8 protein-coding genes are annotated in these 12,858 nt (G+C 52.2%); 2 read left to right on the plus strand and 6 right to left on the minus strand.

Annotated elements, in window-relative coordinates; translation table 11 throughout:
* Positions 1-745 precede the first annotated feature (745 nt).
* Positions 746-916 (minus strand): hypothetical protein, encoded by a 171-nt coding sequence (locus NSQ73_RS21075; protein ID WP_160311840.1) that lies wholly within the window; start codon positions 914-916, stop codon positions 746-748.
* A gap of 177 nt (positions 917-1,093) precedes the next feature.
* Between NSQ73_RS21075 and NSQ73_RS21080 the strand changes: the two genes are divergently transcribed.
* Together NSQ73_RS21080 and NSQ73_RS21085 are read left to right on the plus strand one after the other, a co-directional pair.
* Positions 1,094-2,251: a glycosyltransferase family 4 protein gene (locus tag NSQ73_RS21080; RefSeq protein ID WP_340988033.1), complete on the plus strand. Its 1,158-nt coding sequence runs from the start codon at positions 1,094-1,096 to the stop codon at positions 2,249-2,251.
* A gap of 195 nt (positions 2,252-2,446) precedes the next feature.
* Complete coding sequence (locus tag NSQ73_RS21085) at positions 2,447-3,841, plus strand: helix-turn-helix domain-containing protein (RefSeq protein WP_336101282.1); 1,395 nt, start codon at positions 2,447-2,449, stop codon at positions 3,839-3,841.
* Positions 3,842-4,255: 414 nt separating this feature from the next.
* Here NSQ73_RS21085 and NSQ73_RS21090 read toward each other — a convergent pair whose 3' ends face one another.
* The 5 genes from NSQ73_RS21090 to NSQ73_RS21110 form a co-directional block, all read right to left on the minus strand.
* Positions 4,256-4,657, minus strand: coding sequence for a MerR family transcriptional regulator (locus NSQ73_RS21090; RefSeq protein ID WP_042135528.1), 402 nt, complete (start codon positions 4,655-4,657; stop codon positions 4,256-4,258).
* A gap of 178 nt (positions 4,658-4,835) precedes the next feature.
* Positions 4,836-5,849: an SDR family NAD(P)-dependent oxidoreductase gene (locus NSQ73_RS21095; RefSeq protein WP_340988034.1), complete on the minus strand. Its 1,014-nt coding sequence runs from the start codon at positions 5,847-5,849 to the stop codon at positions 4,836-4,838.
* Positions 5,850-6,470: 621 nt separating this feature from the next.
* Positions 6,471-7,565 (minus strand): response regulator, encoded by a 1,095-nt coding sequence (locus tag NSQ73_RS21100; protein WP_171718558.1) that lies wholly within the window; start codon positions 7,563-7,565, stop codon positions 6,471-6,473.
* The gene (locus NSQ73_RS21105; RefSeq protein WP_340988035.1) at positions 7,566-11,552 is read right to left on the minus strand and encodes a PAS domain S-box protein; all 3,987 of its coding nucleotides are present in this window, start codon (positions 11,550-11,552) and stop codon (positions 7,566-7,568) included.
* 276 nt (positions 11,553-11,828) lie between these two features.
* Positions 11,829-12,758, minus strand: a complete 930-nt coding sequence (locus tag NSQ73_RS21110) for a helix-turn-helix transcriptional regulator (RefSeq protein WP_340988037.1) — start codon at positions 12,756-12,758, stop codon at positions 11,829-11,831.
* Positions 12,759-12,858 lie beyond the last annotated feature (100 nt).

Here is a 12,858-nt window from a genome sequence, read left to right on the forward strand (position 1 = left end):
TCCGGCTCTGCCGCCGCTTCAACCGGGCAATGAAGCCGCCCAGGAGGCGGCGCGGGGAACGGGTGGGCGCTTGGCAGAAACTTCGCGGCTCCCGGCGGCACTTCGCAGTAACTTGGGCGCTCCCGGCCGCGCTTCGCAGTAACTTGGGCGCTCCTGGCGGCGCTTTGAAGTAACTTCGCCGCTTCCGGCCGCGCTTGACGGTCACTTCATGACCCGTCAGCTGATGAAGCGGACTGAAAATCCGCTATTTGAGCAAAACAAGCAGATTTCCCGCCCAACCGGACTCAGAATCGCTTATTTGTCCGACTCCCCCTCATTTCAGTCCCATTTGAACAAGATAACGGATTCTCAGTCCGCATACTCTTCATATGGAGGGTTTTTGCTGAAATAGCGGAATCTCAGTCCGCTTCAGCGAAAAGGACAAATCATATTACTGGCGCGAAGCAACTACAACGTTTACTTTGGAACAACATCATCCCGCCCGCTTCCAGCGCCTCCAAACTGAGTTATCGCAATATTCCAAATGTATAATCTCCCAAGCAGCCAAAAAGCGCCCGGTTTCCCGGACGCTCCCCGTAATCCATCCTATATTCTTCCTATTGATACGTACTATTTCTATAATCACTGGTATTGTTCCTATTGTCACGTAATGTTCCTATCATCCCAATGTAATTCCTATTATCTCCATGTTGTTCCGGTACCGCGTTTATTCCGATGCCGTTCCATGCCCGGCTTATATCAACAATTACAAAGGCTCCCTCGGAATAATCTCCGGCGGGGTCTGCGGAATAATTTCCGGCTGCTCCTGTGGAGGAACCTCCGGCGGAATTACAACCGGTCCCGGTTCAGGGATCATGTCCGGCTTCACTTCGGGTACAACCTTCGGTGGAACCTCTGGCGGCAGATCTTTATTCATATCCTCTTACCTCCTTCATTCCTGATACCTATGTATACCCGCTCCACCCCTTCTTGAAAAAAAGCAGATTCGAAACTCCCCAATCTTCCTCTATGCCAGATGTTTAACCTGCGGTTGATCTCCATGAAATATTCGCCTGCTAAGCTCAAGGCAACAAGAATACAGGGAGGGATTCCGATGCGTCTGGCTCTATTCACGGACACGTTTCTTCCGCAGACCAATGGTGTTGCCCGCACGCTTAGCCGGTTAACCGGTCATTTGCACCGCAGGGGGATTGAGCATCTGTTGTTTACCCCTAAGTCCGCACCGGAGAGCAGCTACCCAGATCCCGTCCGCCCCATCGCCAGCATCCCGTTTTTTCTGTATCCCGAGTGCAGGCTGGCCTTGCCGGGCATGTCCTCTATTCAAAGTGAGCTAACGGCCTTCGCCCCTGATCTGATCCATCTGGCCACCCCGTTCAACATCGGCTTATCCGGCCTCCGCTATGCCCGCAAGCAGCAGCTCCCTCATGTCGCCTCCTACCACACCCACTTCGACCGTTACCTGGAATATTACAAAATGAGAAGAATTGTCCCGCTCTACTGGAAATATATGAAGTGGTTTCACCGTTCCTGCGATGCTGTGCTGGCCCCTTCCCAGGAGACATTAGCCTCGCTGCGCGCAGAGGGCTTCATGAGACTGCGCCTGTGGTCCAGAGGCGTCGACTGCACTCTCTATTCTCCTGAGAAACGAGGTGTAGAGTTGCGGGAGCGGTATGGTATGCGCGCGCCTCTGGTTATGCTCTATGTCGGACGGATTGCCCCGGAAAAAGATATCACCACCCTGCTGCTCGCCATGCAGCTTCTGCCGGAATCCGTACGCTCCGGTGTGCAGCTGCTGATTGTCGGAGACGGGCCGCTCCTGCCTGAGCTCAGATCACAGGCACCGGACAACGTAACCTTTACCGGTGCGAAGCATGGCGAAGAGCTGGCGGAGCTGTACGCTTCAGCCGACCTGTTTGTCTTCCCTTCCTGCACGGAAACCTTCGGCAATGTCGTGCTTGAAGCCATGGCTTCGGGGCTGCCGGTCATCGCCGCAGATGCAGGCGGCACCAGGGATCTGGTCGTTCCCGGTGTGACCGGGAATCCGTTCGAACCCCGTAATCCGGCAGCGCTGGCACGCGGAATTAGTACCCTAGCCGCCCAGCATGCACTGCGGGCGTCTATGGGCCGGGAAGGGCGGCGCCTCGCGCTCGGACGTTCCTGGGAGCATATTTTCGACGGATTGATCAAGGATTACGAAGAGGTGATCGAGAGCCGGAAGAGCAAAGGAGGGGCGGGTATTTTCACTGCCTAGTCCAGCTTCAGAAGCTAAGCGTCTCTTATCACCAGCTGCAAAAATTCGGGAGAGCGTTCCTGTTACATTGGGGATGCTTTTTCCTGTTGTTCACTGTTTCTACCAATCACACTCTTGACCGGTGGTATAATGGCGCATATTATACACTTATAACATTAAGGACCTAAATTATGGTATTGGATTGGTGGTGTTTCTTTGGAGCCTGCAGCCACGATTCGCAGTCATTTAGAGGCTTATCTCTCTGCACAGCATATGTCCATTAATCAATTCTCCATACAGACCGGCATTAATTCGGGAACGCTCAGCCGTTTGCTTAACGGCCAGCAGCCGATCGCCATGAGTCATTTGGAATTGATTACCCGGGGAATGGGAGTACCGGAGGACCATTTCTATAGTTTGTATGTGGACGAATGCTTCTATCATTCAGCACCAACCTGGCGGCGTCTGCGCCCGTTCATTCTGAGTTCAGCAGCGCTTGGGCGGCTTGACTGTATTGAACTTGTGGTTAGGAATCTGCTCGACAATTTAATCTATGCACCCATGCTGTTTGAAGTAGCCGAAGGCTTGTTTCAGGAGGGCCAATGGCAGGCAGCAGCGGTTCTGTACAAGAATGTGAGTGCAAGTGAGAAGTATCAGCATTCCGAACGGCTTGCTATTTGCCAATACCGCTTATTCCGCATTTCCATTGGTGACAGCCAAGTCCTCAATCTGCAGGCGGCTCTTCTTTTTGAATGCTATATTGAGCGGTTAGAGGTAGCGGATCAGCTGGATGGGCTGAAACACCTGATGCATGTCTATTATTCACTGCACAAGTGGGACAAGGTAGATGAGCTGGCACTGGAAATGCTCCGTTTGGCTACGCTCAGCTACAATTTCCAGCATCCCTCCGGCCGCAAGGACAGAAGCGAGAAAGCTCCTGAGAAACCGTTATACTTCTACATTCTATATTCCTATCTTATGCGCTCCAGTGTGCAGGAAGAGTATGGGGACTATACAGCGGCTCTGAATCTTATTCCACAATATATGGAGGCAGACTGGATACAGGAAGACAGTGATGAGGTCCGGGAGACGTTAGCTCAATTTAAGCTTTGGGGAACGGCAAACACCCACCTCTATCGTGTAATGGCCGGGCAATATGAGGGGCTGCAGGATTATGTAGACTATATCTCTAACCACGAGGGCCAGGTTTTTACAGCTGTCTATAATATCATTAAATCAGCAAACCGCTACGGATGGAATATAGATTACATTCTTGCCAGGTTTTCCAAGCATGTTCCTTATGAACCTTACAACTCCGGCTTCGGCAAATATAATCATCAGATTATTGCAGACCAGCATGCCAGATTCCTCACTGAGCTAGCCATGTATAATCTGCACAACAAACGGCACGATGGAATTAGCGTAATACTCAAAAGTTTGGAATCATCCGTTAGAATCAATAATGAAAGCCTAATCATTAAATGTGTGAATTTGTTTGAGCAGCACCGGCATGAGGCCAGCGAAGAAGAGCAAGTGCAGTATAAATTTCTAATTAGAGAGGTGCAGGATCCAAATGACCAAAAAGTTCATCATGTTTCTAACTTCGTTTAGTCTGCTACTTGTAATTATTTTACCGGTTGGAGGTATCGGATTCACAACAGATCTGAATAGCTCCCAATTCATTTCTACTATGGGTCATGGTGCGGGTGAGGGTTAGGTCTGTATATATTTGAATATTATTGTTAAGAAAATAGTATAACGATACTCCTAAGATGCTCCCGGACCCGGGAGTGTCTTTTTTGCGGAAATAGACTTAAATTTGAAGTATAGTGGAACTGCCACCAACTAATCAACCGGCGGAGCTCGTTCTGACACCCCTCCTATCCGCGCGGACTTCCCATTCGACTCGCATTACGCGGAAGTGAACGGCCACCGTCTCCACTATATTGACAAGAGCAGCCGCAGGCAGTGGGTGAAGCTATATTTGACTGGGTTCAGAAGCTCAATGCCCTATAAAAGCTAGGCTCAGCACAATCCCATAGGGTTACCGGCATCGGGGTCCGGCTGGCCTTTCAGAATTGTCTCATACCGTGACAGCTTCATATTTACCGCTGTAAAAGCCCGGTCCAGCTCCTCCTGTCTGCGCTGAAGCTCGAGCTTGTGGGCTTCCAGAATTGCTTGCCTTTCGGGTATCGTGGAATCTCCTTCTGCGGCTAGGTTAACGATCTGCTTCAGTCCGGCCACTGGCATTCCTGTAGCCCGGAAGCAGGTCATAAGCGAGATCCAGTCCAGATCACCCTGTTCAAAAACACGGTTCCCCTGCCCGTCCCTCTGTAGAGAAGGCAGCAGCCCTTCTTTCTCATAATAGCGGATGGTATGGGCGGGGAGCCCCAGCTTGGCCGCAGCTTCTTTGATCAATATACTCAAAGCGGTCACTTCCCTCAGATCACGGCAGTGATCAAGTTTTTCTTATAGTATAGGGGTTAAAATGCACTTTAAGTCAAGCTTGAGCGCTTGAGTACCTGGGTGCCCTGAGCCAGCGTTGTGCTTACACTAGCTTCTCACCTGCGAATCGTCCGCTGTATTCCCGCAGCAGAATATCCGCTTAAATCGCGAATTTCACTCCCGTCAGCTTCTCGCTGAGCGTCCACAGCTGCTCCGCAATCTCCCGGTCTACTGCCCAGGGCCATACCCCGGAGCCTTGCACACTGCCAGCCGGGACAGCTTCGGACAGATCAACATCCTCGCAGTAGACTCCCCCCATACCTGCCAGTTGTTCACTTACTGCGCACCAGACGCTGGTTGCCGCGCCCTGCTCCACCGTCTTCATCCGGTCAGCTCCGGCACTGCCAGCCGGCTGTTCATGCTTCACATCCTGCGCCTCCGGGACCGGCTTGACGCCAATCTCTTCCGCTTCCAAGAAGCGCCCGATGCCGGAGGATGGAATTAATCCCGGGTGCACTGCAAAGGCCCGGATTCCCTGACCCTTAGCCTTCTCATCCAATGCTATGGCGAACAGCACATTTGCCGTCTTCGACTGGGCATAGGCGGTCCATTTGTCATATTCACGGTGGATGAAATTAGGATCGTCCAGATCGACACCGCCCAGGCGATGTGCCCGCGATGTTACGGATACGACACGGGCATTGGCTGCCTGCTTCAATGCCGGCAGGAGCCTGGCCGTAAGCTGGAAATGCCCCAGGTGGTTAGTGGCAAACTGGGATTCATAGCCCCGGGTATCCCGCGCCAGCGGTGCAGCCATAATGCCGGCACTGTTAACCAGCATATGCAGCGGCCGTCCTGAATCCAGGAAACGCCGGGCGAAGCTGTCGATGGAAGCAGGGTCCATGAGATCAAGGGCTTCAAGCTCCAGACGCGGAATTCCTGCGACTGCAGCCTTGGCCTTGTCCGGTGTCCGTGCCGGTACAATGACTGTAGCTCCGGCACCGGCGAGTACACGTGCAGTTTCCAGGCCAATGCCGGAATATCCGCCGGTTACGATGGCTATTTTCCCGCTCAAATTAAGGTTGCCGATTACTTGTTCCGCCGTAGTCCCGGCACCAAAACCGCTCCCAATCGGAGCCTGTGGTGTTGCGCTGCTATTTATATACTTGTGCATAGTTGTACCTCCTAAGTAAAGTTTCTTTCCAGGCGCATGGCCGGCTACCCGGCTCTACATAACTAATAGGAACCGACAAACTCACCTGCCTCAGCGCCTTCGCCTTCAGAACCATCATAATCCTTAAAGTGCACTTTAAAGCAAGCATCCATTTATCCCCTTCATTTCCGCCTCAAGCCCTCTCCCCCCCAAATAACGGTGCTTAACTCCAAAGCAATAACAAAATCGCCCGGAGGGCGAATCAAGCGGCACCTCAAAAGTAAAATAACTCGGCTCGTCTACCTTACCATTGGCACATTGTATTCGGTTTTTCGCATACATTCGGCTCGTCTCCACTCTCATTCTCTTAAGCCCCTAATCAAGGCGTACGAAGCAGCAGATGCTCCCCCGGGTAGGCGGCTCCAAATCGACTCTAAAAAAAAGACCTTCCTCCACCCCGTAAGGGATGGAAAAAGATCTTTATAGCTTATAGCTTATAGCCTTTTGCTTATTTCATACCGCCAACCTACACATACGAAGCCAGCGCCCCCTCAAAATAAACAATCTGCGCAATCCGTATATGCAGCGAACGGTCCTCCAGATTGATCTGTATAACCTTAAAATTGTCCAATCCACGACCGGTCATCCTGCCAGCTCGCTGGTATACCGCTCGGCGATTTCCTTGAATTTATGCTTGTTCTTCATGAATACCTTCACGATGTCAGGATCGAAATGTATTCCGGCATCGCCTACTATAATGCCGACCGCCTCCTCATGCGGCATTGCATCCTTATATACCCGCTTGCTCGTAAGCGCATCGTAGACATCGGCTACCGCCATCAGCCGGGCTGACAGAGGAATCTGTTCACCGGCAATCTGCTCGGGATATCCGGTTCCGTTCCATTTCTCATGATGGGAATAGACAATTTCCTTGGCGAAACGCAGAAAAGTCTCCGGCTTGTCCATAAGCCGTTCTGCCCGCAGAATGGCTTCCCTGCCGAGTGTCGTGTGCGTCTTCATCACTTCGAATTCCTCGCGGGTCAGCGCCCCCGGCTTCAGGAGGATGTGGTCAGGAATGCCCACCTTGCCGATATCATGCAGCGGCGCGGAAGTCACAATCAGGTTAATATGCTCCGGACTCAGCACCTCCGCATATTTTCCCGTCCGGCTTAGCTGGGTGGCCAGTTCTTCAATGTAGAGCTTCGTCCGTTGAATGTGATTGCCGGTCTCCGAGTCACGCATTTCGGCAAGCGCCGCCATCGCCATAACCGAGACTTCCTGGATGAGTGAGATTTCCTTAATCCGCCGGGAGATTTCTGCCTCAAGGAACTCATTCTTGTCCGCAAGGAAATCCTTGGACTGCTTCAGGGTGAGATGCGTTTTGACACGGGACAGCAGAATCGGCGAACTGATCGGTTTCGTAATATAATCTACGGCCCCCAGATCAAATCCCAGATTCTCATCCTCCACCTCTTCCTTGGCCGTCAAAAAGATTACCGGAACCTCTCTCAGCTCCCCGTCTTCCTTAAGCCGGCGGCAGGTCTCGTAGCCATCCATAACCGGCATCATAATATCCAGCAGGATCAGATCAGGAGGTGAGGCTTTGGCCACCTGTAATGCTTTTTCCCCGTTGGTGGCTACCTTTACTTTGTATTGCTCCTTCAGCAGCCCGCTGAGAAGTGAGATATTGTCCGGCGTGTCGTCAACTACCAGGATTACAGGTCTAGTGTCCAGCATTTATATCAACCTCTGTTCATAATTACTTTCTTGTATTACCGTTTCAATCATTTCTATGGCGGCCTCATATTCGAACCGGTTCAGACAGTCAGCCAGCTGAACCAGCTTCTCTGGCTGCATATATCCTGCAAGCTGGCTACGCACCGAAATGAAATAATCAACGGCTTCGCTGTCACTGTCCATCAGCATTCCGAGCAGCTTCCCGGCCATAGGAGCCAGCGGCTGTGCAACCGATTCCGGATCAAGCTCAGCCATCAGGGCGGCAGAGGGCTCGTCAGACCCCCATTGCCCGCGAATCGCTGTACAGCTCTCCAGCACAGCCGCCTCCAGCCTCAGCACCAGCGCCTCAAGCTTCTCAGGCTGCTCATGATAATTCGGCAATCTGCCCAGCGAATCGGCAAGCTTCTGCACTTCTTTTACCCCCAGGTTCCCGGCAACTCCCTTCAGACTATGAGCCAGCATATACACGGCTTCCTCATCCCCCTGCTTAATGAAGCTGCGGAGCTTCCGGGCGGTATCGCGCTGGCTCTCTGAATATTTCAGCAATAGCTGTATATATAACGCCTCATTATTTCCGACACGTCTCAGGCCGTTCTCCGTATCAATACCTTCTATGCGGAATCCGGAAGTCCCTTGCGCCTCCTGCGGACGGCCGTGCTCACGTTCATCGTAATCCGGCTGCTCCTCCCTGGAAGCATCTGATGTCCACCTGCTAATCTTGGCAAAAAGGATATCCGGATCGACCGGCTTCGCCACATGGCCGTTCATACCTGCCGTGAAGCTTCGTTCCCGCTCCTCCTGCATGGTCCTTGCGGTCATGGCAATGATCGGCAGCTCAGCTTCTGCGGCCCTGATCCTCCGCGCCGCTTCGAACCCGTCCATGACCGGCATCTGCAGATCCATCAGCACCAGCTGATAAGGCTGATCCGCGGACATCTCCTCAATCTTCTGCACGGCTTCCGCTCCGTTGCCGGCAATGTCGATGATCATTCCCTGGCTTAGCAGCAGTTCTTCCGCAATCTGCTGATTAATCTCGTTATCCTCCACCAGCAGTACCCGCACACCGGACAGGCCGTAATCCTTGTCCTTCACACCAGTTGCTTCATCTCTCATTGCCCTTGCCCCTGAGTCTTGCACAGCAGGAATTCCGAACCAGGCCGTGAAGGCGAAGGTACTCCCTTGCCCCTCCTCACTCTCGACCCACAGGCTGCCGCCCATGATCTCCACCAGCTTCCGGCTGATGGCCAGGCCCAGTCCCGTTCCGCCGAATCTTCTTGTCGTTGAGCTGTCTGCCTGGGTGAACGCCTGGAAGAGCTTCCCTTCACTCTCCTTGCTCATGCCGATCCCTGTATCCTGCACACTGAATTTAAGCTTCGTCATGCTGTCGATCATGCTGATTCTCTCTACCAGAATAACCACTTCACCCTTCTCGGTGAATTTAACGGCATTGCTCAGAAGGTTAGTAAGAATCTGCCCCAGCCGCAGCGGGTCGCCGCTGAGCTGGCGCGGAACATCCGGAGGGAGCTGAACGGACATCTGCAGCCCCTTGTCCAGTGCAGCCTGTCCTGAGATATCCACCACATTCCCGATCACATCCGGGAGCTCAAAATCAATATTCTCCAGCTCCAGCTTCCCCGACTCCACCTTGGAGAAATCGAGGATTTCATTAATAATACCGAGCAGTGAGGTTCCGGCATTATGAATCTTGGAGATATAGTCACTTTGCCTGGGATCCAGCTCTGTCTTCAGCGCCAGGTAAGCCATCCCGATAATGGCATTCATCGGTGTCCGGATCTCATGGCTCATATTCGCCAGGAACTGCGATTTGGCAGCTGTCGCCTCTTCCGCCAGATTAAGCGCGGATTTCAGCTCCTCCTCCTTGCGCTTCACTTCAGTAATATCCTCGGACACACTAAGGAGATAGAGGGGCTTCCCCTCTGCATCCAGAATCGGCACCTTCGAAGCCAGTACATATTTCAGATTGCATAGCTCGGCATCATCGGTAACAATCTCAATTTCGCTGAAGAGCCTGCCCGTCTCCAGTACCTTCCGGTCACTGCCGTTCAGCTTGCCCGCCAGCTCTTCAGGGTACAAATCGTAATTATCCTTGCCTTCCAGCTCCTCCGGAGTCATACCGAGGAAGGACGCTCCCGCCTGATTTGCCTTGAATATCTTCAAGGATTGCGCATCCTTGACGTTAATCATGACCGGAATATGGTTGATAATCGCATCCAGGAAATTGCGGCTGTTGAGCAGCTCCTTCTCTTTATGCTTCAGATCACTGATATCTGTCAGAATCCCCAGGTAACCGCCCACTGTACCGTCAGATAACCGGTAAGCAGACAGGGAATAGAGAATATCATGCTCTTCTCCCGTGGCGAAGTTACGCTGGATCTGCCGGGTCGCCGGCAGTCCGCTGGCCGTCACTTCATCCTTCATCTCACTCAGAATTCCGAAGCCCTCCTGCGAGAGATGCGGCAGCCGGCTCATCGGAGTTCCCGTAAAGACCTTACGGGATACCTGGAACGCTTCTTCATAGGCCGTATTACAGCCGAGAAAGTTCCCTTCGGCATCCATATAGAATAGCGGATGCGGTAAAGTATCCACCAGCTGGGAGGTGAAATACAGCTGGTCCGACAGCTCTTTTTTGATCCGCTTATATTCCGAGACGTTCTCCTTAATGCCCACATAATGCGTGGTCTGGCCCCGTTCATTCTTAATAGAAGAGATAATGACGGCTTCCGTGTACTCTTCCCCGCTCTTCTTACGGTTAATGAATTCCCCTTGCCATTTGCCTTCAAGTATCAGCGTCTCCCACATATTCCGGTACGTTTCAGCCTGGTTCTTGTCCGACCTCAGAATCGACGGTTTATTGCCGACGGCCTCCTCCTTGGAATAACCAGTAACTTCTGTGAAATAAGGGTTTATGTATTCGATGAGGCTATCCATATCGGTGATGACTATAGACAATGGGGATTGTTCAACCACATCCATGTACAGCCGCAGCTTCTCGCTGTACTCCCTTTCGGTGTCCAGCAATTTTCTCGTATAGGCGATCTGTTTGGCATACAGCCGGACGATGAAATAAGCCATGATAATGATGGTGAAATATAGAAACACATATACAGAGAAACCTTTGATTATAAAAATCAGTGCCGGATACGCCATGAACAGCACTCCGCTCTTCAAGGTCCGGCCTTCCGTCACGGGCTGGGGTTCGGCAATGCCTTGCTCCGCCTGTATCGGATACTGGCGCACCAGAATCCAGCTTGCGGCTATGCACACAATGGATAATTTATAGAGCCCGTCTATGAGGTAGCCGGACATAATCCCATTATTCAGCGCCTGGACCAGATCCACGGAGGATACCAGGGCAATGGAGGCAATCAGCAGCTTGAAGCCCGTTGTACGGTATTCCCGCTTCATGTATACCCAGATCAGCATCAGTGAGGCCAGGGTCAGCAGGGGGGCCAGCAGATAGAAGAAGAGGATCAGGGTACGGTAATTCATATCCGCCAAACGGAATGACCCGTCCTGAAACAAAACAAACCAGATACTGCCCACAATGCATTCGAGCGTTGTGATCTGATCCCACAGCACCTGTAATTTATTGATGCCCTGTCTGAAGATTCCATACATCTGCAGGACTGCAACAAGAATAATCGTTCTTGTGACCGAATAGAGCGTAAGTGCGGTAAGGGTGAAAGTTGACGTGTCGTCAGCTGAGAAATGGAAGCCGTATAACCCTGTCAGCAGCAGCGCATCACAGATCATCCACAGGAAGAACCCGTAACTGATCAGCCGGAAGGGCCTTCTCAGCAGCGCGGGAGGCGGGCCGGATATCCGGTAATACAGACAGGCCAGCATAGGCGCTATGACTGTGACGATTCCAAACATCAGATGATTATCCAGCAGCACAGCTGCCAAATAGGCAACAATGTAGACGGCCAATCCTCCTAACCATGTGTTGGCTTTATGTGTATCCATCTGACGTTACCACCCTTGCCTCAATCAATTTATCATTCTGCAAAAGAAATCTGCGCTTATCTATTCTATACGCAGATGTCATCGTAGCTCTACTCTTTTTTTCGACATTGTTCAGCAAAAAATTTAGCCCTTCCTGTACTCCAAAGGGGAGAATGGAAGGGCTAATGCAAATCATGCGAATTATTTACTATAAAAACGCAATCAGGAAGCGGCAGCATAGGACCAAAGCGGCAGGCGGCCACCACAGGGCTATATAAGACAGCATTATGTCGCCATTCAGCTATAGGTATCCAGAATCATTCTGGCCCTGGCCAGCAGCTTCTCCCGGAGTGACTCCGGTTCCAGAACAGTGACCTGATGGCTGTGCTGCAGGATAATGCCGAACCAGCCTTGCTCCTCCCCGGGTACCGTAAAGCCCATCACCAGCTTCTGCCCGCGTGTTTCCAGCAATCTGGCATTCGGCAAAGCCTCTTCCAGCAGCACTCTATACTCTACCGGACAGAGCAGCTTAATATTAATATAGACCCGGTTGTCACCATGCCCAGCCAGCAGAAGCTCCGCATCTCCATGATCCGAAGGGAACGGTTCGGGCAGAGGCAAGATATCACGCATCCGCGACAGACGGAACAGGCGGTAATCCTCCTGCTCACAGCAATAGGCAAATAAATACCAGGCATACCACTTGTACGTCAACAGCAGCGGTTCTACCCGTCTGCAGGAAGCCTTGAGATGGGCATTCGTATACAGGAACTGGACAGCATGTTTCTCACGGATGGCTTGTTCAAGTACAGCGATGGTTTCGCCGGTCCCCACACCTTCCTGAAGCACCCCCAGATTCAGCTGAAAAGCTTGCGGAACCGCCTCTTTATCCGGCGACAGCGCAACCATTTTCTCCACCGTATCCTGAGCCTGCCTGCTGTCATAGCCGGACACGAAACCTCTCAGCGCTGCCAGAATGTACGCATAATCCTGCGGCTGAAGCAGCTGCCTGTTCATCTTGAAGCTGTCCATGATGTAGTAGCCCCCGTTCAGCCCCTGCAGCGAACCTACGGGAATCCCGGCCAGACTGATCGCTTCAATGTCCCGCTGAATGGTCCGCGCCGAGACCTCGAACTTCCCGGCCAGCACCCGCCCGCTGACGGTCTCCCGGTTGAGCAGATAGACTACGATGCCCAGCAAACGATTGATCTTCATGGTCAGCTCCACGCTCCATCCTCATCCTTATTTGTCCCTTGTAGCTTATCCTGAAGTCCCGGATTTTTCCATGATGCATCTAACTGCTCCCATTAACGGCAAAAGGGGTGTC

This window comes from Paenibacillus sp. FSL R10-2736, from assembly GCF_038000245.1.
Classification (GTDB): domain Bacteria; phylum Bacillota; class Bacilli; order Paenibacillales; family Paenibacillaceae; genus Paenibacillus_AQ; species Paenibacillus_AQ phytohabitans.